The sequence below is a fragment of the Micromonospora sp. PRAS1 genome (assembly GCF_059553435.1).
Genome location: NZ_JCANNB010000001.1, coordinates 321,118 through 346,851 on the forward strand (window position 1 = coordinate 321,118; position 25,734 = coordinate 346,851).

The window sequence follows — 25,734 nt, forward strand, 5'->3', positions numbered from 1 at the left end:
GTGGCTCAGCTGGCCCGAAGCTCCTCGACTGTCGTGTTCGCCGGCAGGAAGAGCACCCCGAGCCCGACCGTGAGCAGGGTCGCGGCCACCGCGCCGGCACCCAGCAACGCCAGCTGTTCCAGCGGTACGCCGGGCGAGTGGACCACCCGGTCGACAAGTGTCATCTCGATGTTGCCGTCGCGGGTGGCCGGATCGGCGCAGACCTGAGCCGTCGCCCGGCACACCGGCTCCCACCCGCCGCCCGTGACGATGTCAGCGTTCAACATCCGGCCGAGGCCGTAGCCGGTGCCGAGCGCGATCAGCGCGGCAGGCACCACGGGTGTCAACACCTGCCAGAGGATCGAGACACCAATGGTGGTGCGCGGCACCCCGGTCGCCACCAGCGCGGCGTACGTGCGGCGACGCGCGGTGATCCCCTCGATCAGCATGACCAGCAGACCGGCCGCAGCGATGGTCATCGCCACCGCGATCCCCAGGTCGACCAGGTCCATGGTGCGCAGGTAGAAGGAGTTGTGCGGATCGCCGATGTCGTAGATGTCGTAGCCGGCCTGCCGGTTCTGATCCCGCTGCACCTGGTCGTTGAGCAGGATCCAGGCCCGGAACGCCGCCGCACCAGCGCCGATGGCCAGCGCCGCCAGCAGGGCGGCGAGGGTCCGGCTGCCGGCCCACGGATCCTCGGTCAGCCGGCGGGCCGCCAGTAGCTGGGCTGGGCTGCGCGCGTACCGGTGCAGCAGCCGCCCGGCCCGGTGCGCGATCCAACCGGTCCCCAGGACGACCCCGAGCACAGCCGCGAACGTGCCCACGAGAACCGCCCCGAACAGCCAGGCGGGCAGCCGGTCACCGGACGCCTCCTGGACCGGCTCGAACAGGGCGGCACCCAGCACACCGAGCGCGATCAGCAGGGCCGGCCAGGGGCGAGGTGGCCCGACCCGCCGCGCCCGCCGGAGCACCCCGAGTGGCGTGGCGGTGATCCGGCGCAGCATCAGTGCGCTGGCCGCGGCAGCCAACATCGGCAGAGCCAGCACCACCAGCGCCAGCTGCGGCACGGCCGGCAGCACGTCGGTGGGCAGGGCGAGCCGGCCGTCGGCGTCCGGCCGATGCAGCAGCGCCCGCCCGGCGAGATAGGTGGCGAGTCCGGCGAGGGTGCCGAGCAGGCTGGCCAGGCCGGTCTCCAGCACCGCGATCCGGGTCACCTGACCGGGAGTGGCACCGGCCAGCCGGATCGCAGCGAGCCGGCGATCCCGGGCCGGGGCACCGAGCCGGGCGCACTGACCGGCCAGGGCCAGCACCGGAATGGTCAGCAGCAGCATCGCGAACGCGGTGCCGCCGCGCAGTCCCGGCTCCCGCAGCAGGGCGCTGGTGTACTGCTCGGACTGCTGCCCCGGACTGCCTGGCGGTGTCGGAATGGCCAGGACGCTCAGCGCGGCCAGCCCGGCGAGAGCGGCCAGCGCCGCGCTGAGCGCGGTCAGCGCCACCCGGGCCGCGTCGGTGCGGTTGCCGGCCAGGGCGAGCCGGGCGAAGGTGCCGGGTCTCACCGGGAGCCGCCAGCCAGCGGGGCGGTGTCCAGGCCCAGGCCGGTGTGGTCGATCACGCCGTCGCGCAGCACGATCTCCCGATCGGCGTACGCGGCGATCCTGGGCTCGTGGGTGATCAGCACCACCGTCGTACGCTGCTCCCGGGCGAGCCGGACCAGTTGGGTGAGCACCTGCTCGCCGGTGAGCGTGTCGAGCGCACCTGTCGGCTCGTCGGCGAAGAGCACACGTGGCTCGGTGACCAGGGCCCGAGCGGTGGCGCAGCGCTGCTGCTGACCGCCGGACATCTCGCCGGGCCGAACGTCGGCGAGTTCCGCCACGCCGAAGCGGTCCAGCCAGGTGAGTGCCGCCGTCCGTGCCGCTCGCCGCCCCGTGCCGGCGAGCAACAACGGAAGGGCGACGTTCTCCGCCGCGGTCAGCTCGGCGACGAGCTGACCGAACTGGAACAACACCCCGAACTCGGTGCGCCGCAGCCGGGACCGGGCCCCCTCCGACCAGGTGTCGATCCGGTGGCCGCGCCAGGTCACCTCACCGGCGTCCGGGCGCAGGATGCCCGCCAGGCAGTGCAGCAGGGTGGACTTGCCGCAGCCGCTGGGCCCGGTCACCGCGACGATCTCGCCCTCGGCGACGTCCATGGTCACGCCGCGTAGTGCGGGCGTCGGCCCGTACGACTTCACCAGACCACGAGCCTGTAGTTGCGTCATGAGTGCACCTCCCGGTGCCAGTCGGCGACCCGGTCCAGGGTGGTGTGCAACCAGCGCAGGTCGGCGTCGAGATGGGCGATGGCGTAGTCGGCCGCGACCACGTCGTCGACGGTGGCCGAGGGTGCCGTCTTGAGTGCCGTCAGCTCGCGCAGCCGGTCGGTGTGCGCGCGGCGCTGGGCGATCAGGTAGGACCGGGCCTGATCCACGTCGGCGACCAGCAGCGCCACCATCACCTTGGCGAAGAGCGTGCTGTTGACGTGGGGCATGGGCGGCTCCACCGTGCCCAGCCACCGGTCCAGCGCGCTGCGCCCCTCCTCGGTCAGCGCGTAGGCCGTCCGGTCGGGACCGGCGAGACGTTCCTGCCCGGCCGGTGCCACCAGGCCATCCCGCTGCAACCGGCCCAGCGTCGAGTAGACCTGCCCGTACGCCAGCGGGCGGGCCTGCGGCAGCCGTTCGTCATGAGCCCGCTTCAGCTCATAGCCGTGCTTGGTGCCGCTGGCGAGCAGCCCCAGCAACACATGCGGGGTGGACACCCGCCTACTATTCACTCAGTGAATAGATGATGTCAATCACCCTGCTCTGCTTTGTTGGCCGGGTCCCCCCTACCTCGTCATGCAGTTGCCGGCCAGGCCGGATCGCGGCCGGTGAGGGCGAGCAGCCGGGTCAGGTCCGGCAGGGCGGCCTCGACGGCCACCGGCTCGGCGAAGACGCCCATCTGCCGGGCCTGCGGACCGAGCTGACCGGCCAGTTCGTGCAGGGTGGGCAGCACCTCCGGCGCCGGCTCGTACGCCTGACCGGTGGCGACCGCCAGGTCCCAGCCGTGCACGGTGAGGTCGAGCAGCGCCATACCGCCCACCACCGCCTGGGGCATGCCCATCCCGGGCGAGACGCCCTCCTCGCTGGCCGGGTCCGACCACGCCTCGACCAGCTGACGGGCTTCCGCCCCGAACCGCTCCCGCCAGCCCTCGGCCAGATGATCGGGCTTGTCGGCCCAGGTCACTGACGCGCGGGCGGCGAGGGCCTGGAAGTTGACCACCACCTCGTACAGGTGGTTGAGCAGGTCGCGGACGGCGTACTCCCGGCAGGGGGTGGGCAGGTCGAGCTGGTCGTCGGTGATCGCCTGGACCACCGACACGGTTCGCGGCGCGGCCGCCGCCAGCAGATCACTAGTCTGGGTAGCCATAGGGCCAGCGTATGAAGGTGGTCTTGAAGAAATGCGACAGCCGCGCGGGGACAGTCGGGGCATCCTCGATCCGGCCCGGCTGATGCGTCGGGTCCGGTTCCGCCGGCACCTGCCCGCCGCCCCGCTGCAACGCTGGATCGAGCACTACTGGCTGATCGACTGGGCGCTGACCGAGCCGTTCGAGCAGCGCGTCGTACCGCATCCCGCGGTGAACGTGGTCTTCCAGCGCAACGGCGACGAGCCGGAGCGCGCCGAGGTCGCCGGGGTGGGGCTGGAGGTCTTCTCGATCATGCTCGCCGGCACCGGCCGGGTCTGCGGCGTGCAGTTCCGGCCCGGCGGCTTCCATCCCTTCTGGCGCGGGTCGGTGGCCGAGCTGACCGGCCGGCGCCGTGACTTCGCCGAGCTGGCCGCCAGCTGGCCGCCGGCCGCCGCGCCACGTCAGGCGATCTGCGCCGGTACGGACGCCGCACGCTGCCGTGCCCTGGACGAACTGCTCACCGGCTGGGCACCCCGCCCCGACCCGGCCACCGACGAGGCCATGCGGCTGGTCGAGGCCATCCGGACCGACCGGAGCGTACGGCGGGTCGACGAGTTCGCCCGGGACCACGGGCTCTCGGTCCGGCGGCTGCAACGCCTCTTCCTCACCCGCGTCGGCGTCGGCCCGAAGTGGGTGATCCGCCGCTACCGCTTGCACGAGGCGCTCGAACGGGCCACCGACGGTCCGCCTGACTGGGCCACGCTCGCCGCCGAACTCGGCTACAGCGACCAGTCCCACCTGGTCCGCGACTTCACCACCGTCACCGGCCGCTCCCCCGGCACGTACGCCGCTGCCCGCCGGCACTGACGGCTCCCGCGCTGCGGCGCGTGGAAGATCGTGCTCGTTCCCGGAACGAGTGGCTTCCGAAGCGTCCTGAGGCCACTCGTTCCGGGAACGAGCGTGATCAAGGGCGGTTCGGGGTCGACGGTTTCCCGATGGGACGCTGCCGGAGTAGGACCGGGAGCGCGGCGAGGGTGGCGGCGATCGTGCCGAGGCCGGCGACCAGGACGCTGGTCGCGCCGCCGAGCAGGACGACCGCTGGTCCGCCGAGCGCCGTACCGGAGAGGTTCGCCCCGTTGAGCACCGCCGACGAGGAGGCGAAGGCCCGGCCACGGACCTCGGCGGGCACCTCGGCGTGGATGAGGTTCCGGATCGCGAGAACCTGCAAGGCGTTGGCGACGCCGGTGAGCGTGAAGCCGACGAGCGCCACCGCGAGGACCGGGACCGTGGCGACCACCGCCAGCGCCACACCCATGAGCAGCCCGGCGCCCGCGAGTACGCGCGGCTGGGCGGCCACTGGCACGCGCGGTGCGAGGAGGATCGACGCCGCCACCATGCCGACGGCGTGGGCGGTCACCACCAGGCCGTACCCGATGTTCGTGGTACCCAGATCCGCACGGACGAAGAAGACCCTGGCGACGCTCATCGTGGCGGTGAAGACGACAGCAGCGGCCAACGCGGAGATCGCCGTGGCCAGCAGGCGGTTGCCCGCGAGTACGGCGACGCCCTCGCGGACCTGCCGCGACCAGCTTCGGCGGGCGGCGCTTACCGGTTCCCGGCGGACCGCGACGGCGGTCAGCACCCCGGCCAGCAGCAAAAATGTGGCCGCGTCCACGAGCAACGCCGCCCGGCTGCCGGACGCCGCCACGAGTATCCCGGCCAGGGCCGGCCCGACGGCGTTGCCGACCGACCGGAAGGCCTCCAGGCGGCCGTAGCCATGCGTGACGCGTTCCTGGCCGACGAGCGCGGGCACCAGCAGCAACAAGGCCGGCGAGACGATGGCGAGACCCGCGCCCAGCATCACTACCAGCAGCAGGGTGATGCCGACGTGATCGGTGACCGCGATGAGCACCGCCACGGTGGCCTGGCCCAGCGAGACGAGCGTGATCAGGCGCCGGCTCTCCATCCGGTCGACAAGCGGCGCGGCGAGCGGGCCGATCACCACGATCGGCAGCACCCCCGCCACCACCAGCGCGCTCAACAGGACGCCCGAGGCGCCCTGCTCGTAGAAGCGCAGGGTCAACGCCACCAGCGCGACCTGATCACCCATCGACGAGATTGCGTACGCGAGGGCGATCACGGTCAGCGCATCGCCACGAAACGGCACCCGGCCGGATCGGGCGGTGTTAATAAGGGGCCCTTCCTCTACACCAGACGTTAATAGGGGGCCCTTCCTTGCACATCACCGGCGGCGGAGGGCGACCACGGCGACGTCGTCCTGGATCTCGGCGGGGGCGAGTTCGACGAGAAGCCGCTCGCAGAAGCGGTCGAGGTCGGCGTCGACCTGCGCGGCGGACACCGCCAGCGCCTTCAGGCCCTCGTCGATGCTGGTGTCCCGCCGTTCGATCAAGCCGTCGGTGTAGAAGACGATCGTCGCCCCGGCGGGTAGCACGAACTCCAGATCGGCCGGGCGCGGCGCGCGCACTCCGAGCAGCGGGGCCGAGTGCTGGACGAACTCGGTCTTGCCGTCCAGGCTGATCAACGGCGGCAGGTGGCCGGCGCTGGCCAGCCGGACCTTGCCGGTGGCCGGTTCCAGCAGCAGCACGCAGGTGGTCGCCAGTTCGTTGGGGAGCAGCGTACGCATCAGCTCGTTGACCCGGTGCAGGATCTCGCCCGGCTGGTGGCCTTCGACCGCGTACGCCCGCAGCGCGTGTCGCAGCTCGGCCATCACCGTGGCGGCGTGCAGAGAGTGCCCCGCCACGTCACCGATCGCCAGCAGCAGGTGGCCGTCGAGCATCACCAGCTCGTAGAAGTCGCCGCCCACCTCGGTCTGCATGCTGGCCGGCTCGTAACGCACCGCGAGGTCGAGCCCGGCGATCTCCGGGATGCGGCGCGGCAACAGGCTGCGCTGTAGCGTCACGGCGATCCGGTGTTCCTCGTCGAAGGAGCGCTGCGCCTCCACCGCCGAGGCCACCGCCTGCGCCAACTGGCGCAGCACCGGCCTACCGGCGGTCTGCGTCGCGGTGGGCACCACGACGTAGAGCGGCGCCCGGTCCTCCCGCAGCCGGGCGGCGGCCACCGTGACCGTGTCGTCGGCCGGCCAGTCGACAAGCGCCCACTCGGCCGGGGCCTGCACCCTTGCGGTGGCCCCGATCGGCACTCCGCTGTCGTCGACGGACCACGGCACGACCGCGGCCTCCGCACCCGGACCGGCGCAGATCCCGGCCAGGCAGTGCCCGTCGAACGTCTCCGCGACCACCGCCGCAGGGCTCTTGAAGATCTCCGCGGCACCGCTGGCCGCCCGTTCGAGAAGCCGGGCGAAGTTCGGCGCGGCGTGCACCGCCACGGTGGTGTCCGCCAGCCCGGTGAGCCGCTCGGCGAGCAACTCGGCGCGTTGCCGGGCCTGGTAGTAGCGCAGCACCGCGTGCGCGGTGGCGACCAGTTCCTCCGGCTCGATCGGCTCGGCCAGGTACGCGTCCGCGCCCCGGGTGAGCCCCTGCGTCCGATCCCCCACGTCGACCGCGTGTGCGGACACGTGGATCACCGGCAGCGCGGGATGCGCCGATTTGATCCGTTCACACACCTCGAAGCCGCTCAGGTCCGGCAGCCGGACGTCGAGCACCACCAGGTCGATCGGATCCACCTCGACCCGGCTCAGGGCCTCGCCTCCGGTCTCCGCCTCCAGCACGGTGAACCCGGCCCGGGCCAACCAGTTCACCAGGAGGTAGCGCTTGGTCCGACTGTCGTCGACCACCAGCACTGTTGCCGCGCCCTCCACGTCACGTCCCGTCTGCCGGCAGCGAGACGGTGAAGGTGCTGCCCCGGCCCGGCTCGCTGGCCAGGTCGAGGGAGCCGCCGAGCAGGGTCACCAGGCGCCGGGCGTACGGCAGGCCGAGACCGGTGCCGCCGACCCGGGTCGGGCCCGGCACCTGGTAGAACTCCTCGAACACCCGCTCGTGCAGGTCCTTCGGGATGCCCGGGCCGGTGTCCGACACGCAGAGCAGCCAGCGATCCGCACGCAGCTCGGCGCGCAGCCGGACCTCGCCCCGGGTGGTGAACTTCAGGCCGTTGTGCAGCAGGTTGCGCAGCACCTGGGCGAGGAGCACCTCGTCGGTGCGTACCGTGGCAGGCGGGGTGGGATCCTCCACCACCAGCTCGACCTCCGGGCCGGTACGCAGTGCCCGGAGCGTGCCGCGCAGCTGGCCGAAGACGGTACGCAGGTCCACCTCGGCCCACTCCGGTTCGATCCGGCCCGATTCCGCCTTGGCCAGGTCGAGCAACTCGTTGACCAGGACGAGCAGATCCGACGCCGAGGAGCGGATCAGGCCGACCTGACGCTCCTGCTCTTCGGTGAGCGGGTCGGACGCGGAGTCGCCCAGCAGCCGGGCCAGCCCGATGATCGCGGTGACCGGTGCCCGCAGCTCGTGGCTGACGTTCGCCAGGAACCGTGTCTTCGACTCGCTCGCCGAACGCAGCTGCGCCGACTTCTCGTCCAGTTCGGCGTAGAGGGCCACCACGCCCCGGTTGGTCTCCTCCAGCTCGTCGGTGAGCTGATGGTAGAGCGCCAGCACGCCCCGGTTGGTCTGCTCCAGCTCCTCGTTCAGCCGGGCCAGCTCGTCGCGCTGGCTGCGTACCTCGTCCAGGGCGGTGATGAGTTGGGAATTCTGGGTGGCCAGTTCCTCCTCGACGGTGCCCGGTGAGCTCTTGCCGAGCTGGGCGTGCAGTTCCGCCAGGCGCTCGGCGGTGAGCGCCTGCGCGGTGACCGGGACACGTCGCGACATCCTCACGACCGTATCCTTCTCGACCGTCACCACGCCCAACATGTCCACCAGGCGCGCCACCGCACCGGATTGTGGCTCGTACCGCCCGCCGGGCAGGGGGGCCACCGGGGCGAGGTCGATCCACAGGTGACACTGGCCGTCCGGGGTGTCGGCGACGGCGAACACCACATCCGCGCCGCCGACGCTGAGCAGCAGGTCCCGGGCGACCTCACTCAGCGCGGTGGCGATCCGGACCTGGTCCTGGTGCTCCATCCCGACCACGGCGGCGACTTCCCGGCCGCGCTGCCGGAGCACGAAGATGTCCCGCTCCACCCGCAGCGGCATCTGTAGCAGCGGCGCGGCACTCATGACCAGGACCTCGCCACCAACACTCCGGCGTCGTCCCGCCGGGTACCGGCGTCGCGGAGCAGGGTGGCCGCCACCACCAACGGCGACCGGCCGGCCAGGCCGGGGTAGTCGGTGAGTTGCCAGCGGTCGACCACGCCGTCGGTGTGCATGACCAACAGGCTGCCCGGGTCGAACGGATAGTCGTACTCCCGGATCGTGGGACGCTGGTGTCCCGCGATGCCGGGCAGCGACACCAGGCCCCGCCGCCGGCCGTCCCCGGTGACCACGTTGCCGCCGATGTTGCCCAGTCCCGCGTAGCGCAGCACCCCGGCCGCCGGATCCGGCTCGGCCACGGCGAGCGCGGCGCCACGGGTGTGGGACAACGACCGGTGCAGGTGCCGGACCACCTCGGCGGGGCCGGCGGCCGGTGCGCCCCGGAAGGCGGTGAGCGCGGCGTCGCTGGCGGCGGCGGCCAGCGGCCCGTGCCCGAGGCCGTCACTGACCAGCACCTGCCGGCGGTCGCCGACGATCCGCCAGGCCTGGCCGTCGCCGCTTACCGGCTCCCCGGTCAGCGGTCGGGTGAGCCCACCGACCCAGGGGCGCTCGACCTCTGCGGCGGCAAAGACCCGCACGGCGATGACCGTGCCCCGGCCCGGCCGGGAGTACGCGTCGAACCAGCTCGCCTGGCGGACGATCGCCCCCAGCCCGATGCCGAGGGTGCCGGTGGTGGAGTGGCCGTCGCGGGCCGAGTCGGTGAGGTCGACCATGCCCGGCCCGGCGTCGATCGCGATCAACTCGACGCCGGCGTCCAGCTCCCGACGCACCGGGCGGAGCAGCAGCATGCCCTCATCGGCATGCTTGATCAGATTGCTGGTCAACTCGGCGGCGACGATGGCCAGGTCGGCGATCCGGCCGGCGGACAGCCCCAGCCGGTCACCCAGGCGCTCGGCGGCCCGGCGTACCCCGCTGCCGGTGTTGCCGTCCTCCACCCGGAACCAGGCGCCCCGGTCGGAGACCGGCTCGGCGGTCACCGGGACCACTTGGTGATCGTGATCCGGGTGCCCTGGCCCGGTGCGGTCTGGATGTCGAACTCGTCCACCAGGCGCCGCGCGCCGCTGAGGCCGAGGCCGAGGCCACCGCCGGTGGTGTAGCCGTCGGTCAGGGCGAGGTCAAGGTCGGCGATGCCGGGACCGGAGTCGGCGAAGAGGATCTGGATGCCGTGCCGGCGGCCGTTGTCGACGGCGCTCACCTCGATGGTGCCGCCACCGCCGTAGACCAGGGTGTTCCGGGCCAGCTCGCTGGCTGCGGTGACCACCTTGGTCTGGTCGACCAGGGAGAGCTTGGCCGCCACCGCCACCGTACGGACCAGTTGACGGACGCGTACCACGTCCTCGTCGCTGCCCACCGTCTGCGTCTGCGGGCGGCCCAGTTCCACCCCGCTGGTCACGGCGACGCCCTCGGCTCGGGATCCGGGCCGTCGTCGAAATCGTCCTGACCCTCGTCGGCGCGCTCGGCCGCGATGAGTTCCATGCCCCGCTCGACGTTCAGCGCGGTACGGATGCCGTTGAGCGAGAGCCCCAACTCGACAAGCGTGATGGCGACCGCCGGCCGCATCCCGACGACCACCGTCTCCGCGTCCAGCACCCGGGAGATCGAGGCGATTGTGGAGAGCATCCGCCCGACGAAGGAGTCGACGATGTCCAGCGCGGTGATGTCGATGATCACGCCGTGGCAGCCGGTGGCCACGATCCGCTCGGCCAGGTCCTCCTGGAGCGCGACGGCCGTCTGGTCCGACATGTCGACCTGGATGGAGACCAGCAGGATGTCGCCGATCTTGAGGATCGGCACCCGCTCCATCACGCCTCCCGGCGCGACTGGCGGCGGCTGGTCTCGACCCCGTTGAGCCGGAGCACGTGTCGCAACGCGTCGGCGAGGCTGGCCTTGGTCGCGATGTCACCGAACTCGATGCCGAGCGCGACGATGGTCTGGGCGATCTGGGGCCGGATGCCGGAGATGATGCAGTCGGCACCCATCAGCCGGGCGGCCACCACGGTCTTCAGGATGTGCTGGGCGACCTGGGTGTCCACCGCCGGTACGCCGGTGATGTCGATGATCGCGTACGGCGATCCGGTGTCGACCAGGGTCTGCAGCAGCCGCTCCATCACCACCTGGGCGCGGGCCGAGTCGAGGGTGCCGACAAGCGGCACCGCCACCACGCCCTCCCAGAGCTTGACCACCGGGGTGGAGAGTTCCAGCAGTTGCTCGGCCTGGTCGGCGATCAGGCTTTCCCGGGTCCGCACGTAGGTCTCGAAGGTGAACAGGCCCATCTGGTCAACCAGGGCGGAGAAGGCGACGAAGTCACGCAACGTGGTGTTCTCGTCGGTCTCCATCACGGCCAGCAGGGCGTCCTTGAGCGCGAACACGCCGGTGGCGGTCTCGGTGGCCGAAAAGCCCTGCCGGGCCTGCCCCCGGGACAGATCGGCGAGCACCGCCCGCAGCTCGGCGGCCTCCTCGCCGGCCAGATCGGTCACGCCCTTGCTGAGCGCGTCGAGCAGGGCGCGATGCAGATCCTGCACCTGCCGGATCAGTTCGGCCTGGCTGAGCCGGCCACGCAACTGCACGGCAGCCACCTCGGCCCACCGCCGCGTGATCTGGTCGACATGCCCGGACAGCAGATCGGCCAGTCGGCCGCTCTCGTCAGCGCTCAGCGCCATCGCAAAACCCCCTCGACCTGGACCGGCCGGACTCTATCACCGCAGGACCGCAAACTACTTGCCGCAGAGCAACCGAATGACGGCCGCCACCCGATCCCGCTCCCGTTCTGCGTACCGCGACCGGGGTGGGATACCGTTCCACAGATAAACAGGAGGTCTGGCAAATGTCCTTGACGGTGCACACGGAACAGCACGGTGACGTGGTCGTCGTGTCGGTCGCGGGCGAGTTGGACATGGCCACCGCGCCGCAGTTGCAGGATCAGATCACCGACCTGCTCGACAAGGGGCGCAATCGCCTCGTCTTCGACCTGTCGGACGTCTCGTTCTGCGACTCCACCGGGCTGTCGGTGTTCGTCCGCGCCAAGAACAGCTCCGACGAGGCCGGTGGCGTGGTGCGCCTGGCCGCCCCTCAGCGGGGGGTGCTGCGCATCCTTGAGGTGAGCGGCCTGGTCGAGGTGCTGCACACGTACCCGACCGTCGAGCAGGCGGTCACCGGCGACCCCACGCCCACCTCCTCCTGACGCCTACCCGTCTCGCCCTGCCGCCACCGGCTCAACGCTCGTCCTCGATGTAACGGGGGCGGGCGATCAGCATGCCCGCGCCGGTCTGCACGGCGAGGGCGACCAGCAGGAAGCCGACCGGCGCCAGCCAGCCGCCGGTGGTCTCGTAGAGGACCCCGACCAGCAGTGGCCCCAGCGCCGCGATGACGTACCCGGTGCTCTGCGCGAAGGCCGACAGCGCCACCGTCCCGTCGGCGGTACGGGCGCGCAGCCCGATGGTGGTCAGGATGAGCGGGAACGCGCCCTGACCGAACGCCAGCAGCACCACCCAGAGCACGGCGCCGTCGCGCGGCGCGAACGCCAGCCCCAGGTACGCCAGGCTGGAGGCGGCGGTCAACGCGAAGATCAGCGGACGCAGGGTGCCCAACCGACCGGCCAGCGCCGGCATCAGCAGCGCGATCGGCACCCCGAGCGCGGTCACCCCGGCGAGCAGCAGCCCGGCGTCCTGCGGGCGGAAACCCGCGTCCCGGAAGAGCTGGGCCAGCCAGCCCATGATCGCGTACCCGCTCAGCGACTGCGCCCCGAAGTACACCGCCATCGCCCAACCGAGCCGGGTGCGCCCCGGCCGGATCATCGGCCGGGCCGCGGTCGCCGTACCCCGGGTCGCCCGCCGCGCCGCGGCCCGGCCGCGCAGGGCCGCCGGCAGCCACGGGAGTACGGCCACCGCCGCGAGCCCCGCCCAGACGCCCAACCCGGCCCGCCACGAACCGAAGGCGTGCGCCACCGGCACCGCGGCGGCGGCAGCCACCGTGGTGCCGACTGTCAACGCCATCGTGTACGCCCCGGTGACCAGTCCGGTGCGGTGCGGGAAGTGCTGCTTGACCAGCATCGGCAGCAGGATGTTCGCCACCGCGATGCCGGCCAGTGCCAGCGCGCTGGTGAGCAGGAACACCACGGCTGAGCCGGTGAGCACCCGCAGCAACTGACCGGTGGCGAGGGCGAGCATCCCGAACACCAGCAGCCGGGCCGGGGAGAACCGGCGGACCAGCCACGGGGTGGCCGCCCCGAGCCCGGCGAAGGCGATGGTGGGCAGCGTGGTGACGAAGCCGGCCACCGTGCCGGAGAGCGCGAGTCCGACGCGTACCTCGTCGAGCAGGGCGCCGAGGCTGGTCACGGCGGCTCGCAGGTTCAGCGCCACAAGCAGCATCCCGGCCAGCACCAGCAGCCCGCCGCTGGCCCGTGGCGTCCCGACCCGGACCGTGGTGGCGGTGCCGTCTGCCGGGTCGCGCCCGACCGTGATGAGCTCGGCGGTGGTTGTCGGGGACGCGGGGGTGCCGGCGGGTAACGGGGGCATGACTTCGAACCTACAATCATGGGATGAATTCCTGCGAGAGGTTGTAACCAGTGCCACCGCCGGTTGATTCCGCCGCCGTCCCGCCCCGGGGCCAGCGGATCCGGGAGACGATCGCGCAGTTGCGGCAGCGGATCATGGCTGGTGAATGGCCCGTGGGCAGCCGGATCCCGACCGAGCCACAACTGGTCGAGGCGCTCGGCGTCGGCCGCAACACGGTGCGCGAGGCGGTGCGGGCACTCCAGCACGCCGGCGTGCTGGAGTGCCGACAGGGCTCCGGCACCTACGTCATCTCCACCGACGAGCTGGCCCCGGTGGTTGCCCGCCGGCTCAGCGCGGAGCGGACCGCCGAGGACGGCGACCGGCACCACGTACAGCAGCAGGTGATCGAGGTGCGCCACGCCTTCGAGGTGGCGGCGGCACGGCTGGCCGCGCGACGGCGTACGGCCGAGGATCTGGCGGCGCTCGACGAAGCGCTCGCCGCCCGCGAGGCGGCCTGGCGCGGTGGCCGGGTCACCGAGTTCGTGGCGGCCGACGCGGCGCTGCACACCGCGGTGGTCGCGGCGGCGCACAACAGCATGCTCGCCGAGCTGTACGCCTCGATCGGCACCGCGATCCGCAGCACCGTCGCCGAGGCGATGGGCGACGCGCTGACCCCGGAGCGCCACGTCGACCATGCCCGGCTGGTGGCGGCGATCCGGGCCGGCGACGAGGAGCGGGCCGCCCGGGAGGCCGGCGTTTTCCTGGAGCCCCCACCCGGGGCATAGGTTGTCCTCGACGAAATACCGGAGACCTCAGGAGTACGGATGCTCAAGGGCTTCAAAGACTTCATCATGCGCGGCAACGTCGTCGACCTCGCGGTCGGCATCGTCATCGGCGCCGCCTTCACCGGCCTGGTCACGGCGTTCACCAGCTCGTTCCTTCAGCCGATCATCAACCTGATCGGTCAGGGCCCCGCCGGCGACGGTGCCCAGTTCTCGCTCGGGACCAACAACCCGGTCACCTGGGGCGCCTTCCTCAACGCGCTGATCACGTTCCTGCTCACCGCGGCGGCGCTCTACTTCCTGGTGGTGTACCCGATGAACAGGCTCGCCGAGCGGCGTAAGCGGGGCGAGGAGCCGCCGCCGGCCGCGCCGAGCGAGGAGGTCAAGCTGCTCACCGAGATCCGGGACGCGCTCGTCGCCGCCGGCCGGACCACCCCCGCCCAGCAGCGCGGCGCGCTGGACGACGTGCTCGGCCGCCGGGAGGAACCGCCCACCCGGCGCTGAACCGGGACACCTGCACAGCGGCCCCTGCGGGAATCCCGCAGGGGCCGCCCGAAGTCGAACATCTGTTCGATAGAGTCCCGCCATGGAACAGCGAAAGCACTGGTGGAACGGCAAATGGGGGCGCCTGGCCCGGCGGGATGTCTTTCTCCGCGTGGACGCCGACCGGTGGTACGTCGAGCAACGCGCCGGCGGCGCCGAGGGCGCCTCCCGGTTCTACGAGTACGACACCCTCGACGAGGCCGAGGAGACCATCCGCGCCCTGCTCCAGCCCGCCGACCCCTGGCGCGAACTCTCCCCCCGCCCGCCCCACCCCAGTTGATCATGAAGTTGTTGCCACGACACGCCGAGCCCAGTGACAACAACTTCATGGTCAACCGGCGTGGGGGTGGTGGGGGTGGGCGGGGTGGGGTTTGGCGGGAGGCGGGAGGGGGAACCGCGCGGGGATGGAGCAGCAGGGCATCGATCAGCGAGCGATCGTATCGAAGGTAACCACCGGGATGCGGGTGGTGGACTCCGCCGGCATCGACGTGGGCACGGTGGACCTCGTCCAGCGCGGCGACCCCAACGCGGTTACCGTGCAGGCGCCCACCGCCGACCCCGGCAGCAGCCTGGATGAGCTGATCGAATCCGCGGCCACCGAGGAGCCGGACGTGCCGGCGGACCTGGCCGCCCGGCTGCTGCGCACCGGCTATCTCAAGGTCTCCACCGAACTGGTTCCCACCGGCGCCGTCTACGTGCCGGCCGACCAGATCGCCACCGTCACCGACCGCGAGGTCCTCCTCAACGCCCTGACCACCGACCTACCCCCCGAGATCTGACGCCCACCGGTCGGACCCGACCCACGGGCTCACCGACGCCACTTCCCGTACCGGCTTGACCCTCACGCGGCGTGAGCCCGGAGGGTGGGTTCATGAGCAACTACTACGACGCTTTCGAGATGAGTCCCGTACCCGCTCCCGGCCCGGACGCGGTGGCACCGGAGCCGTTCCGGGGCATCTATGGCATGCCCGCGTTCGTGACGATTCCCACCGGCGATCTGGCGGCGTCGGTGGACTTCTGGATTCGTGGGCTCGGGTTCTTCGAGCTGTTCAGCATCCCCGGCACGCTCGTGCATCTGCGCCGCTGGGCGTTCCAGGACGTACTCCTCGTCTCGGCGACGAACGTCCCGGCGCAGGCGCCGGAGATGAGCGTCAGCTTCGCGTGCGTACTCGACCAGATCGATCCCCTGGTCGAGGCCTGCCGTGCGGTGCTCCCGAACTCGGTCGACGGCCCCCGGGACACGCCGTGGAACACCCGCGACGTGGAAGTGATCACCCCCGAGAACGCCCGGGTCGTCTTCACTGCGGGAAAACCCTTCGATCCGGCCAGTCAGGAGGCGCGATACCTTGCCGCCATCGGGATCACGCCACCGGACGCCGGTCCCGGCGACAATGCGAGGCATGCCTGATGCCACTGACGCCGATGGCCTGACCGTCGGCCAGGTCTCGACGCCACTAGCGATCAACGCCATGATCGACCCGCTCTTCACGCGGGGTGGGCGCGGCGGCAGGGGTGTCGGTGGAGGGGGTAGGAGCGTTGGCCGGGGTGTCGGCTGGGCGGATGGTGCCGCGGGAGCGGAAGAGCAGGAGCATCAGGCAGCCAGCGATCAGGCCCCAGAAGGCACCACCGATGCCGGCCAGCGAGACACCGGAGGCGGTGACCACCAGGGTGACCACCGCTGCCTCCCGGGCCTCGGGCTCGGCCAGTGCCGAGGTCAGCGCGCCGGCCAGCGCGCCGAGCAGGGCGAGGCCGGCGACCGCCTCGATCAGCACCGGCGGCGCCCAACCGACCAGGGTGGTCACCGCGCCGGCTCCCAGCCCGAGCAGCGCCAGTCCGGCCCCGGCGGTGACCGAGGCGATCCAGCGGCGCTCCGGATCGGGGTGCGCGTCCGGGCCGGCGGCGAGCGCGGCACTGATGGCGGCCAGGTTGACCGCGTGCCCGCCGGCCGGGGCGGTGGCCAGGGTGGCCAGCCCGGTGGTCCGCAGCACCGAGCCGAACGGCGGCCGGTAGCCGTAGCCGACAAGCAGGGCGGTGCCGGGCACGTTCTGCGCGGCCATGGTCACCAGGAACAGCGGTAGCGCCAGGCCGACCAGGGCCGACAGACTCCACTGCGGCGCGGTCACCTCGACCACCGGGCGGAGTCCGCCGGTGCCGCCCGCCGGGGCGGTCAGCGCGATCGCGACCACCGCCACCACCAGCGCCCCGGGCACCGCCCAGCGCCGGGCGAAGCGGTGCAGCAGCAGCCAGGAGAGCACTACCGGCGCGGCCAGCAGAGGCACCTCGACAAGCGCGCGGACCGGCGCGGTGCAGAGCGGCAGCAGCACTCCGGCGAGCATCGCGCCGGCAATCGGTTTGGGGATCGCCGCGACCGCCCGCCCCAGCACCGGAAAGAGCCCGGCGGCCACGATGAGCGCTCCCGAGACGAGGAACGCCCCGACCGCGACCGGCCAGCCACCGGGAACCGGCCCGGTGGCGACCAGCAGCGCCGCGCCCGGCGTGGACCAGGCCACGCTCAACGGCAGCCGGTGCCGCAGCCCCAGCCAGGCGGCACAGAGCCCGGACGCGACACAGAGCACGAGCAGCCCGGAGGCGGCCTGGCGCTCGGTGGCCCCGACCGCCCGCAGCCCGGCCAGCACCACGGTGAACGAGCTGGCGAACCCGACCAGCGCGGTCACCACCCCGGCCAGCACCGGTTGCATCCGTCCCGCCATCTCCCACCTCGATCGTTCCGTTTACGGAACAGCAGCGTGTAGCACGATAGCGGGATGCCCCAACCATCACCAGAACCGGACCCCACTGCGGTCGGTCGCCGGGTCCGCGCCCTGCGCGAGGCGCGGGGCATCTCACTCTCCGCGTTGGCCCGGCGGGCCCAGGTGGGCAAGGCGACCCTCTCCGGACTGGAGAACGGCAGCCGCAACCCCACCCTGGAGACCCTGTACGCGGTCACCGCGCAGCTCGGCGTACCGCTGACCGCAGTGCTCTCCGAGCCCGGAGCCGAGCCGACCGTACGCGGCGCGGCGGTCAGCGCCACCCTGCTTGAGGTCTTCGACGACTCCGACGCCACCTACGAGCTGTATCGGATGCGGGTCACGCCCGGCCCCGGCCAGCTCTCCCCCGCACATCAACCCGGCGTCACCGAACACGTGACGGTCTTCGCCGGGGTACTGCGGGCCGGACCGGCCGACGCACCGCTGACCGCCGCCGCCGGCGGCCACCTCCGCTGGACCTCCGACGTGCCACACGTGTACGCCGCCGTCGGCGACGACGAAGTCGCCGCCAGCCTCCTCCTCCGCTACCCCCGCCGGTAAGGCAGGCATGTAAGGAAGGGCCCCCTATTAACGCCTGGTGTAGGTAAAGGGCCCCTTGTTAACAGCGCCAGGCAGGAAGATCCGCCGGGCCGGTTACGCCTCCGGCTCCTCGGCGAGGTGCGGACGGTTTCGCCTGATCCATTCCTCAACGTCCGCGATCCGCCAGACGGCACCCATGCCCAGCACGTCGTATGGCTCCGGGAAGTCCGCCCGGTCGATGATCTCGCCCGCACGCTGCCTGCTGACGCCCAGGCGTCGGGCGATCTCACCGCGCCCGTACAGGTGCGTTGGCATGGGCGCAGGGTAGCCACACCGGGCCCGGTCGGCGACTGGGCGGGAAGTGCTGATGCATCAACGGGCTTCGGCTAGTCGCCGCTTTCGCTGTCCGTGAGGTCGCTCCGATGCTCGGCAATCCACCGCTCCACGTCTTCGGCCAGCCACACGCGGCCCTGTTCGAGTTCGGCGGCCGGCTCGGGGAACGAGCGACGCATGGTCAATTCGTAGACACGTTGCCGGCTGATGCCACCGAGCCGCACCCGAATCTCATGCGTGCCCATCAGTCGGAGCTTTGCCACGTTCTGACGTTAGGCACGCGGGTACCAGTCGCGCGTCAAGCCTGACGCGGGACAACCCGTCATGGGTACTTGACGCGCCGTACGCACCGAGATGCCGAGGGCCCGCGCCACCTGCTTGTTGGACATCCCGGCGACCAGGCAGTCGAGCACCTCGACCTCCCGACCGGTCAACTCAGCCCACCCGCCGCCCGCCGAAGGCGAGTCGTCGGCCGGAGGCGAGGGCGAAGGCAGGGGCGGCGAGGGGGGTGGGGCGAGCAGTGTCTCCGGGGGCTGGCCGGCGTGCGCGGCGAGCAGTTCGGTGAGGGCGTACGGGTTGCCGGCGGTGTGCTGCCAGACCCGGTGCACCAGGTGCGCGCAGGGCGCTGCGCTGGCGTACACCTGGGTCAGCACCTCGGCGACCTCGGCCTGGCGCAGCGGGCCGAGATGCTGGCGCACGGCGCCGCGTACCCCGCAGAGGCGGGCCAGGGTGCGGCCGGCGAGTTCCGGCGCGACCGCGTGGGCCGCCGGCCGGGTCGCCACCATCAGCAGGGCCGAGAGCCCCGCGGCGGTGGCCAGCTCGCCGACCAGGTTGAGGCTGGCCGGGTCGAGCGCGTGCAGATCCTCCACCACCAGGACCGCCGGACCGGCACCCACAAGCATCCGGACGGTACGCACGGCCAGCCGGAGCAGCGTGCCGGGTGCGTAGCGCTCGCGGGGCGCGGTGGGCTGCTGAGCCAGCCAGGCCAACGCGTCCGCCGGCAGGTCGAGCCGGCCGGTGTCGCGTCCGCTCAACACGGCGGCCAACCAGTCGTACGGCGCGGGGCTGTGTAGCCGGGCGGCGCCGCTGAGTATCACCTCCGGGCGCGGGGTGAAGCCGTCCAGCGCGGCGGCGACCAGCAGGCTCTTGCCCACGCCGGCGCCTCCGGTGACCACGGCGACAGCCGGCGACCGGCGGCGATTGCCGACCACGGTGGACCAGGCCCGGTCCAGCTCGGCCAGCTCACCGGCGCGCCCGACCATGGACACCGGCAACATTCCCCCACCCTACGTAGTAGTGCGTAGAGACGCGGCGAGGGTCTTCTTGGCAAGCTTGTCCCATGACGCTGATCCTCCGCTCGGCCATCCTCAACGACATCGGCCTGGTTCGCACCAACAACGAGGACTCGGCGCTCGCCGGCGAGCGTCTCCTCGCGGTGGCCGACGGCATGGGTGGGCTGCCCGCCGGTGAGGTGGCCAGCGAGATCGTCATCCGGATCCTCGACGAGCTGATCCCGCCGACGAACCCGGACGCCGCCGCCGACGCGCTTCGTGCCGTGGTGAGCACGGCCAACCAACGTATCCACGCCGCGATCGCGGCCGACCCGGCCCGCGACGGCATGGGTACGACGCTGACCGCGGCGCTGCTCGCCGGTGACACGCTGGTCCTGACCCAGGTCGGCGACTCCCGCTGCTACCTGCTCCGGGAGGGCCGGCTGCGCCAGTTGACCCGGGACGACACCTTCGTGCAGGCGCTTGTCGACCAGGGGGCGCTCACCCCGGAACAGGCCCGGCACCATCCGCAGCGTTCGCTCGTGACCCGGGCGGTGCAGGGCAACGACGCGCCGCCGACGATGGGCATGGTGACCGTGACTGTCGGCGACCGGCTGCTGCTGTGCAGTGACGGGCTCTCCGACTACGTGCCGGACGAGACCATCGCCGCCACGCTGAGCCTGCACGGCGACCGCCAGCAGTGTGGCGAGCAGTTGGTGAAGCTGGCCCATCAGGCCGGCGCGCCGGACAACGTCACCGTCGTGATCTCCGACGTCGTGGCCGGCTGAGCCGCTCGGCGAGGCCGAAAGCGATTCGGGTCGGGTTCCGAGGAGGTGCCGGACCAACTAGGTAGTTGTGCCATCTAGATAGCGCCGCTAGGGTTCGGCGGGTGGAATCCGACCGTCGCGGGCAGTGGCTGCGTGGAGTGCTCGACCTCTGCGTGCTCGGGCTGCTGCGCGAGGGTGAGTCCTACGGCTACCAGCTGGCCCAGTCGCTCGAAGCCGCGGGCGTCGGGCCGATCCAGGGCGGCACGCTCTACCCGGTGCTGCTGCGACTGCAACGCACCGGCCTGGTCACCGCGCAGTGGCGGGCCGGCGGGTCGGGTCCGGCCCGCAAGTACTACCAGCTCACCGACGACGGGCGGGCGGCACTGCGGCACGGCGGCAACGCCTGGTTGGCGTTCGTGGCGCCGGTGACCGGCATCGTCACGAAGGGGGTCGACGGGTGAACGCCGACGATTGGCTGCGGGCCTTCGGGGCCGAGCTGCACCAGCGCCGGGTGGCGGTCGACGCCGCCCGACACGTGGTCGCCGAGGCCGCCACACACCTGCGCGAGGGCGGAGGCGACCCGTGGCTGGTCTTCGGCCCGCCGCAGGCGTACGCCGCCGCGATCGTGGAGAGCATCGGCACCGCGCCCGGCCCGCGCCCCGGCCCGGTCCGGCTGCACGCCAGGGGCATCACCAAGCGGTACGGCCGACGCACGGTGCTCCGGGACGCCACGCTCACCGTACGTGCCGGGCAGATCGCCGCCGTGATCGGTGCCAACGGCTGCGGCAAGAGCACCTTCCTGCGGATCTGCGCCGGGTTGATCTCACCCGACGCCGGTGAGGTGACCGTCTCGGGTCGGCTCGGTTACTGCCCACAGCAGGGCGGCACTGTCGACTTCCTGCTGCCCGACGAGCACTTCGTGCTGGTCGGCGCCGGGCAGGGGATGGCCCGGGGACCCGCCCGGCGGGCGGGCCGCGCGGCGGCCCGGCAACTCGGCTGGGAGGCCGAGCGGGACGTGCTCGCCCGGCACCTCTCCGGCGGTACGCGGCAGAAGCTGAACCTGACCATGTCCACCCTCGCCGCGCCGGACGTGCTGCTGCTCGACGAGCCGTACCAGGGCTTCGACCAGGGAAGTTACGTCAACCTCTGGGATCAGTTGGTCCGGTTGCGCGACGAGGGTCGGGCCATCGTGGTGGTGACCCACCTGCTCAACCAGCTCGACCGGGTCGACGTCGTGCTCGACCTGACCCCCGCCCGGCAGGGCGGCAGCACTTCCGCCCAACATGGCGGCAGCCAGCATGGAGGCCGCTCATGAACCGGCTGGTCACCGTGGCCGAGATGACCCTGCGGGAGCTGGCGCGCCGTCGGGGCGTACTCCTGCTTCTGCTCCTGATGCCGTTGGTTTTCTGGCTGATCCGGCGGGACTCCTACGTCGGGCAGTCGATCCGTGCGCTGTTGCTCGGCATCAGCTGGGCGGTCAGCACCGCCGCGCTCTTCGCCACCAGCGCCGCTCGCGAGTTGGAGCCCCGGCTGCGGCTCGCCGGTTACCGCCCGCACCACCTCTACCTCGGGCGGATGCTCGGCCTGTGGGCGCTCGGGCTGGCCGTCTCGGTGCCGTTCTTCCTGCTCACCGTCTTCGACGCGGCCAACCTGCGGTACGGCGGGATCGCCGTGGCGATGCTCTGCTGCGTGGTGGTGGCCGCGCCGTTCGGCATGCTGATCGGCGCCCTGCTGCCCCGCGAGTTGGAAGGCACCCTGCTGCTGCTCACCGTGGTCACCATGCAGATGCTGCTCGACCCGGCCAGCTCCGGGGCGAGGCTGACGCCGTTCTGGTCCAGCCGGGAGATCGCCACCTGGGCGGTGGACCACGCCGACGGTGGTTACCTGAGTCGGGGCGTCCTGCACGCCGTGGTGGTCACCGCGCTGCTGATCGTGACGGTCGCCGGGGTGTTCGGCGTCCGGCTGCGCCGCCGCCGGCACCTGCACCACGCGCCACTCGTCTGACCAGCGATGGTGCTCGCTACGACGGCGAATGGCTTCTAGCATCACGGGGTGCGTCTGAGATCCGTCATCACCCTCGGTGTCGCCGTCACCGTGCTCGCCGGCTGCGGCGGCCCCTCCGTGCCCCGGGCCGACCCGCGCAGCGGCCACACGCCGTACGTCGACGGTGCCGAGGCTCCGGTGACCGAGGGCGAACAGCCGCCGACCGGGGCGCCGCCGGGCGAACTGCCGCAGAGCGGGGCGGCCACCTCGCCGACCCGCAGCGGTCTCGGCAGCGCGCCGAGCAGCGCCAGCCCGACCCGACCAGCGGCACCGAGGGGCGCAGGGGCCGGTAACCCGGCCGGTAGAGCCGCCGTACCGGCCGTGGCGCGGGCGGTCGACACCTCGAAGCCGACCCGTACCGTCGGCACCGGCACGCCGGCCAGCTGCACCTCGGCGGCGGTGGTCCGGGCGGTGGCGGCCGGCGGGATCATCACCTTCGACTGCGGCCCCGACCCGGTGACCATCGAGATGACGGCGACCGCCAAGGTACGCAACGCCAACGGCCCGCAGGTGGTGCTCGACGGCGGCGGCAAGGTCACCCTCAGCGGGCAGGGGCGGCGGCGCATCCTCTACATGAACACCTGCGACCCGCTACAGGGCTGGACCACCTCGCACTGCAACAACCAGGACCATCCGCAACTGACCGTGCAGAATCTCGGCTTCGCCAACGGTGACGCCACGGGCCAGCGGACCGACGGTGGCGGCGGTGGCGCGATCTTTGTCCGGGGCGGCCGGTTCAAGGTGGTCAACTCGCACTTCGCCGGCAACCGCTGCGACCGTACCGGCCCGGACCTGGGTGGTGCGGCCATCCGGGTGCTCGACCAGCACGACAGGCAGCCGGTGTACGTGGTGAACAGCACCTTCACCGGCGGCTCCTGCGCCAACGGTGGCGCGCTGAGCAGCATCGGCGTCTCCTGGGAGGTGCTCAACAGTTCGTTCCGGGGCAACGCGGCGGTCGGCAACGGCGCCAACCCGGCCAAGCCCGGCACCCCGGGTGGCGGCAGCGGCGGCGCGATCTACTGCGACGGCAACGAGTTCTCGGTACGCATCGCCGGCAGCACGATCGAGGAGAACGACGCCAAGGAGGGCGGCGGGGCGATCTTCTTCGTCAGCAACAACCGCACCGGCACCCTGCGCATCGAGGGGTCGACGCTGCGCCGCAACCCCAGCCACGGCTTTGAGACCGACGGCTACCCCGGCATCTTCTTCCTCGGCGCCGGTAAGCCGGTCGTCACCAGTGCCACCCTCCGCTGAGGAGTCAGTAAGGGTTGCCCTGGCCGGCGGGGCGGGCCTTGAGGAGGGCCGCTGGGCGGCCGGGAAGGGTGGGCGTCGCGGAAAGTGGTGGGCTGGGGGTGCCGGCGCGGTCGGCCATGCCGGCCAGGAGTTCCTTCAGGGCGGTGGTCGCGTCGACGCTCGGCTGCCAGCCCAGCTCGGTCGCGGCCCGCTCGCTGGACATCAGTGGCGCGTTCAGCGCCAACTCAACCCAGCCGGCGTCGACCGGCTGCAACCGGGCCCGCCAGGTCAGCGCGGCGGCGGCGCGCAGCACCGGGGCGGCCACCGGCACCGTCCAGCCGTGGAAGTGCCGGGCCACCAGCTCCGGGGTCAGCACCGGGTCCGCGGCGACGTTGAAGGCGCCGCGGGCGTCACCCAGCACCGCCCGGGCGTACGCGTCGGCCACGTCGTCCGCGTGCACCGCCTGCATCCGTAGTCGCCGGTTCGCGGGCACCAGCGGCAGCCGACCGAAGCGCAGCAGGCGCACCGGCACCAGCGGGCCGAGGAAGTAGCGGCTGATCTCGGTGCCGGCCTCCCGCTGGAAGATCAGTCCCGGCCGTAGTCGCACCACCCGCAGCGCCGGATGGGTCCGCTCGATCCCGTCGAGCATCTCCTCCACTGCCGCCTTGTCCCGGCTGTACGACGAAGCGGCCACCCCGGTCGCCGGCCAGCGCTCGCTGATCGGCAGGTTCTTCGGGCCGGGCGCGTACGTGCCGACCGACGAGGCGTACACCAGGGCCGGCACCCGGGCGCGCAGCACCGCGTCGACCACCGCCCGGCTGCCGCCCACGTTGGTCCGGCGCAGCTGTCGCTGGTCGTGGCTGGGCTGGATCTGCCAGGCCAGGTGCACCACCGCGTCGGCACCGGAGAAGACCCCGGTGAGTTCGTCCGCCGCGCCCGGCGACCCGATGTCGCAGGAGTGCCAGCGCACCCCGTCGTACGGCTCACCGGACCCCGCGTGCGGCAGTCGGCGCGCCACGCCGACGACCTGGACGTCGCGCTCCCGCCGCAACCGGCGGAGCAGCGCGGTACCGACGTTCCCGCTCGCCCCCACCACCACGATCCGCATGACCGGTCCGTACCCGGTCAGCCGCTCTCCAAGCCTGCCGCCGGGCCGCAGTCCGGGCCGAGGCGGCGCTCCGCCCACGACCCGTCATCCGAGGTTCAGCGGGCGAGCAGGGCGCCGATCAGGCAGCCGAAGGCGGCGACCGAGCTGACCGTACGGACGAGGTTCCACCGCACCCAGCTGGCCTCGAAGCCGCGCCGGACCGCCGCCGGGTCGGTGCTGAGGGTCGCCCCGGCCAGGACGGCGATCCGGATCACTTCCGGCATGCTGGACGTCCCCGTGTCGCTGCCGACCGGGCTGATCATGCCATCCGTCGGCTACTCGAATGGGTATCGGACGCCGAGGGTGGCGCGGGCCTGGTCGATCACCTCCAGGGTGGCGATGCTGTCGTCGAGGGGCAGCAGCGGGCTCTCGGCCAGCCCTTCGGCGACGCAGCGGGCCACCTCGTCCACCTCGAACTGGAACCCGTTGCGGGCGGTGCCGTCGAAGGTGTGCACCTTCCCGGCCCGGGTTTCCAGGCGGAGGGTCGTCGGGCGCAGGAACGCGCCGTCGAAGGTGATCCGGCCCTCGGTGCCGAGGATCTGCGCGCTGATCGCGCTCAACCCCCACAGCGAGGTGCTCACGCTCGACTGCGCCCGCTCGCCGTGCCGCATCGCCAGGGTGACCTGGCCGTCGACGCCGGTCGAGGTGAGCGCGCCGACGGCGGCCATCTGGGTGGGTCGACCGAGCAGGTCCTGGACCAGCGCCAGCGGGTAGACACCCAGGTCGAGCAGGGCGCCGCCGGCCAGCTCCGGGTTGTAGAGGCGGTGGGCCGGGTCGAGGGGGAAGTGCTGGGAGTGCTCGGCGTGCACCTGGAGCAGTTCGCCGACGTCACCGGCGGTGACAAGCGACCGCATTTCGATCATGTGCGGCAGGAAGCGGGTCCACATCGCCTCCATCGCGAAGACACCGGCCTCCGAGGCGGCCTTCGCCAGGGTCCGCGCCTGCTCGGCGTTGACCGCGATCGGCTTCTCGATCAGCACCGGCTTGCCGGCCTCGATGGCGAGCAGCGCGTGCGCCAGGTGGTGCACGTGCGGCGTCGCCACGTACACCGCCTGCACCCGGGGGTCCTCGACCAGCGCCCGGTAGCTGCCGTGCGCGGCGGGGATGCCCTGCTGCGTCGCGAAGGCGCTGGCCTTCTCCAGGCTGCGCGAGCCGACCGCGACCACCTCGGAGGTGGTGTGCTTGGTGACGGCGTTTACGAATTTGCCGGCGATCGAGCCGGCACCGATGATGCCCCAGCCGAGTCCGGGTGTGGTGGTCATCGTGCCTCCAGGGGT

At 72.2% G+C, this 25,734-nt stretch carries 32 protein-coding genes; 13 read left to right on the top strand and 19 right to left on the bottom strand.

The window, feature by feature from the left end:
- Nucleotides 1-5: 5 nt before the first annotated feature.
- The 4 genes from AC507J_RS01485 to AC507J_RS01500 all read right to left on the bottom strand — a co-directional run bounded on the left by AC507J_RS01485 (nt 6) and on the right by AC507J_RS01500 (nt 3,419).
- Nucleotides 6-1,535 carry an ABC transporter permease gene (locus tag AC507J_RS01485; protein WP_496287201.1) on the bottom strand — a complete coding sequence of 510 codons (1,530 nt, stop codon included), beginning with the start codon at nt 1,533-1,535 and terminating at the stop codon, nt 6-8.
- The gene (locus tag AC507J_RS01490) at nt 1,532-2,236 is read right to left on the bottom strand and encodes an ABC transporter ATP-binding protein (RefSeq protein ID WP_496287202.1); all 705 of its coding nucleotides are present in this window, start codon (nt 2,234-2,236) and stop codon (nt 1,532-1,534) included. The genes AC507J_RS01485 and AC507J_RS01490 overlap by 4 nt, the downstream gene beginning before the upstream one ends.
- On the bottom strand, nt 2,233-2,769 hold the full coding sequence (locus AC507J_RS01495) for a PadR family transcriptional regulator (RefSeq protein WP_496287203.1): 537 nt from the start codon (nt 2,767-2,769) through the stop codon (nt 2,233-2,235). Before AC507J_RS01495 ends, AC507J_RS01490 begins: the two co-directional genes overlap by 4 nt.
- Before the next feature lie 77 nt (nt 2,770-2,846).
- Nucleotides 2,847-3,419 carry a TIGR03086 family metal-binding protein gene (locus tag AC507J_RS01500; protein WP_496287204.1) on the bottom strand — a complete coding sequence of 191 codons (573 nt, stop codon included), beginning with the start codon at nt 3,417-3,419 and terminating at the stop codon, nt 2,847-2,849.
- 31 nt (nt 3,420-3,450) lie between these two features.
- Here AC507J_RS01500 and AC507J_RS01505 point away from each other — a divergent pair, with 31 nt between their 5' ends.
- The gene (locus AC507J_RS01505; protein WP_496287205.1) at nt 3,451-4,263 is read left to right on the top strand and encodes a DUF6597 domain-containing transcriptional factor; all 813 of its coding nucleotides are present in this window, start codon (nt 3,451-3,453) and stop codon (nt 4,261-4,263) included.
- A gap of 97 nt (nt 4,264-4,360) precedes the next feature.
- Here AC507J_RS01505 and AC507J_RS01510 read toward each other — a convergent pair whose 3' ends face one another.
- From AC507J_RS01510 to AC507J_RS01540, 7 genes are all read right to left on the bottom strand, one after another.
- On the bottom strand, nt 4,361-5,563 hold the full coding sequence (locus AC507J_RS01510) for an MFS transporter (RefSeq protein WP_496287206.1): 1,203 nt from the start codon (nt 5,561-5,563) through the stop codon (nt 4,361-4,363).
- A gap of 75 nt (nt 5,564-5,638) precedes the next feature.
- On the bottom strand, nt 5,639-7,174 hold the full coding sequence (locus AC507J_RS01515) for a SpoIIE family protein phosphatase (RefSeq protein WP_496287207.1): 1,536 nt from the start codon (nt 7,172-7,174) through the stop codon (nt 5,639-5,641).
- 1 nt (nt 7,175) lies between these two features.
- Nucleotides 7,176-8,525, bottom strand: a complete 1,350-nt coding sequence (locus AC507J_RS01520) for a sensor histidine kinase (RefSeq protein ID WP_496287208.1) — start codon at nt 8,523-8,525, stop codon at nt 7,176-7,178.
- Nucleotides 8,522-9,544, bottom strand: a complete 1,023-nt coding sequence (locus AC507J_RS01525; protein WP_496287209.1) for a SpoIIE family protein phosphatase — start codon at nt 9,542-9,544, stop codon at nt 8,522-8,524. Before AC507J_RS01525 ends, AC507J_RS01520 begins: the two co-directional genes overlap by 4 nt.
- Nucleotides 9,532-9,951: an anti-sigma regulatory factor gene (locus AC507J_RS01530; RefSeq protein ID WP_496287210.1), complete on the bottom strand. Its 420-nt coding sequence runs from the start codon at nt 9,949-9,951 to the stop codon at nt 9,532-9,534. Before AC507J_RS01530 ends, AC507J_RS01525 begins: the two co-directional genes overlap by 13 nt.
- Nucleotides 9,948-10,361 (bottom strand): STAS domain-containing protein, encoded by a 414-nt coding sequence (locus tag AC507J_RS01535; RefSeq protein WP_496287211.1) that lies wholly within the window; start codon nt 10,359-10,361, stop codon nt 9,948-9,950. The genes AC507J_RS01530 and AC507J_RS01535 overlap by 4 nt, the downstream gene beginning before the upstream one ends.
- Complete coding sequence (locus tag AC507J_RS01540; RefSeq protein WP_496287212.1) at nt 10,361-11,218, bottom strand: STAS domain-containing protein; 858 nt, start codon at nt 11,216-11,218, stop codon at nt 10,361-10,363. Before AC507J_RS01540 ends, AC507J_RS01535 begins: the two co-directional genes overlap by 1 nt.
- 164 nt (nt 11,219-11,382) lie before the next feature.
- Here AC507J_RS01540 and AC507J_RS01545 point away from each other — a divergent pair, with 164 nt between their 5' ends.
- A complete protein-coding gene (locus tag AC507J_RS01545) occupies nt 11,383-11,739 on the top strand; it encodes an STAS domain-containing protein (protein ID WP_496287213.1) in 357 nt (118 codons plus the stop codon).
- A 31-nt stretch (nt 11,740-11,770) separates the two neighbouring features.
- On the opposite strand, the gene AC507J_RS01550 is transcribed toward AC507J_RS01545, so the two are convergent.
- Complete coding sequence (locus AC507J_RS01550) at nt 11,771-13,072, bottom strand: MFS transporter (RefSeq protein WP_496287214.1); 1,302 nt, start codon at nt 13,070-13,072, stop codon at nt 11,771-11,773.
- Between the two features lie 50 nt (nt 13,073-13,122).
- Here AC507J_RS01550 and AC507J_RS01555 point away from each other — a divergent pair, with 50 nt between their 5' ends.
- From AC507J_RS01555 to AC507J_RS01575, 5 genes are all read left to right on the top strand, one after another.
- Nucleotides 13,123-13,836, top strand: coding sequence for a FadR/GntR family transcriptional regulator (locus AC507J_RS01555; RefSeq protein ID WP_496287215.1), 714 nt, complete (start codon nt 13,123-13,125; stop codon nt 13,834-13,836).
- A gap of 39 nt (nt 13,837-13,875) precedes the next feature.
- Entirely contained in the window at nt 13,876-14,337 is a 462-nt protein-coding gene (gene mscL / locus AC507J_RS01560; RefSeq protein ID WP_496287216.1) for a large conductance mechanosensitive channel protein MscL, read from the top strand.
- Between the two features lie 82 nt (nt 14,338-14,419).
- Complete coding sequence (locus AC507J_RS01565; RefSeq protein WP_496287217.1) at nt 14,420-14,656, top strand: hypothetical protein; 237 nt, start codon at nt 14,420-14,422, stop codon at nt 14,654-14,656.
- Nucleotides 14,657-14,795: 139 nt separating this feature from the next.
- Nucleotides 14,796-15,155 carry a hypothetical protein gene (locus AC507J_RS01570; protein ID WP_496287367.1) on the top strand — a complete coding sequence of 120 codons (360 nt, stop codon included), beginning with the start codon at nt 14,796-14,798 and terminating at the stop codon, nt 15,153-15,155.
- A gap of 92 nt (nt 15,156-15,247) precedes the next feature.
- Nucleotides 15,248-15,784, top strand: coding sequence for a VOC family protein (locus AC507J_RS01575; RefSeq protein WP_496287218.1), 537 nt, complete (start codon nt 15,248-15,250; stop codon nt 15,782-15,784).
- Nucleotides 15,785-15,830: 46 nt separating this feature from the next.
- Here AC507J_RS01575 and AC507J_RS01580 read toward each other — a convergent pair whose 3' ends face one another.
- Nucleotides 15,831-17,087 carry a benzoate/H(+) symporter BenE family transporter gene (locus AC507J_RS01580; protein WP_496287219.1) on the bottom strand — a complete coding sequence of 419 codons (1,257 nt, stop codon included), beginning with the start codon at nt 17,085-17,087 and terminating at the stop codon, nt 15,831-15,833.
- A gap of 54 nt (nt 17,088-17,141) precedes the next feature.
- On the opposite strand from AC507J_RS01580, the gene AC507J_RS01585 reads away from it, so the two are divergent.
- The gene (locus AC507J_RS01585) at nt 17,142-17,684 is read left to right on the top strand and encodes a helix-turn-helix domain-containing protein (RefSeq protein WP_496287220.1); all 543 of its coding nucleotides are present in this window, start codon (nt 17,142-17,144) and stop codon (nt 17,682-17,684) included.
- A gap of 93 nt (nt 17,685-17,777) precedes the next feature.
- On the opposite strand, the gene AC507J_RS01590 is transcribed toward AC507J_RS01585, so the two are convergent.
- The 3 genes from AC507J_RS01590 to AC507J_RS01600 form a co-directional block, all read right to left on the bottom strand.
- Complete coding sequence (locus AC507J_RS01590) at nt 17,778-17,978, bottom strand: helix-turn-helix transcriptional regulator (RefSeq protein ID WP_341718489.1); 201 nt, start codon at nt 17,976-17,978, stop codon at nt 17,778-17,780.
- Nucleotides 17,979-18,049: 71 nt separating this feature from the next.
- Nucleotides 18,050-18,241 (bottom strand): DNA-binding protein, encoded by a 192-nt coding sequence (locus AC507J_RS01595; RefSeq protein WP_496287368.1) that lies wholly within the window; start codon nt 18,239-18,241, stop codon nt 18,050-18,052.
- 27 nt (nt 18,242-18,268) lie between these two features.
- A complete protein-coding gene (locus AC507J_RS01600) occupies nt 18,269-19,273 on the bottom strand; it encodes an AAA family ATPase (protein ID WP_496287221.1) in 1,005 nt (334 codons plus the stop codon).
- Nucleotides 19,274-19,335: 62 nt separating this feature from the next.
- On the opposite strand from AC507J_RS01600, the gene AC507J_RS01605 reads away from it, so the two are divergent.
- The 5 genes from AC507J_RS01605 to AC507J_RS01625 all read left to right on the top strand — a co-directional run bounded on the left by AC507J_RS01605 (nt 19,336) and on the right by AC507J_RS01625 (nt 23,331).
- Nucleotides 19,336-20,055, top strand: a complete 720-nt coding sequence (locus AC507J_RS01605; protein WP_496287222.1) for a PP2C family protein-serine/threonine phosphatase — start codon at nt 19,336-19,338, stop codon at nt 20,053-20,055.
- Nucleotides 20,056-20,156: 101 nt separating this feature from the next.
- Entirely contained in the window at nt 20,157-20,495 is a 339-nt protein-coding gene (locus AC507J_RS01610) for a PadR family transcriptional regulator (RefSeq protein ID WP_496287223.1), read from the top strand.
- Nucleotides 20,492-21,349, top strand: coding sequence for an ATP-binding cassette domain-containing protein (locus AC507J_RS01615; RefSeq protein ID WP_496287224.1), 858 nt, complete (start codon nt 20,492-20,494; stop codon nt 21,347-21,349). Before AC507J_RS01610 ends, AC507J_RS01615 begins: the two co-directional genes overlap by 4 nt.
- A complete protein-coding gene (locus tag AC507J_RS01620) occupies nt 21,346-22,038 on the top strand; it encodes an ABC transporter permease (protein ID WP_496287225.1) in 693 nt (230 codons plus the stop codon). Before AC507J_RS01615 ends, AC507J_RS01620 begins: the two co-directional genes overlap by 4 nt.
- A 48-nt stretch (nt 22,039-22,086) precedes the next feature.
- Complete coding sequence (locus AC507J_RS01625) at nt 22,087-23,331, top strand: hypothetical protein (protein ID WP_496287226.1); 1,245 nt, start codon at nt 22,087-22,089, stop codon at nt 23,329-23,331.
- A 4-nt stretch (nt 23,332-23,335) separates the two neighbouring features.
- Here the strand turns inward: AC507J_RS01625 and AC507J_RS01630 are convergent, their stop codons facing one another.
- The 3 genes from AC507J_RS01630 to AC507J_RS01640 all read right to left on the bottom strand — a co-directional run bounded on the left by AC507J_RS01630 (nt 23,336) and on the right by AC507J_RS01640 (nt 25,719).
- Nucleotides 23,336-24,418, bottom strand: coding sequence for an NAD-dependent epimerase/dehydratase family protein (locus AC507J_RS01630; RefSeq protein WP_496287227.1), 1,083 nt, complete (start codon nt 24,416-24,418; stop codon nt 23,336-23,338).
- 95 nt (nt 24,419-24,513) lie between these two features.
- Nucleotides 24,514-24,681: a hypothetical protein gene (locus AC507J_RS01635; protein ID WP_496287228.1), complete on the bottom strand. Its 168-nt coding sequence runs from the start codon at nt 24,679-24,681 to the stop codon at nt 24,514-24,516.
- A 51-nt stretch (nt 24,682-24,732) separates the two neighbouring features.
- Nucleotides 24,733-25,719, bottom strand: a complete 987-nt coding sequence (locus AC507J_RS01640) for a Gfo/Idh/MocA family protein (protein ID WP_496287229.1) — start codon at nt 25,717-25,719, stop codon at nt 24,733-24,735.
- Nucleotides 25,720-25,734: the final 15 nt, after the last annotated feature.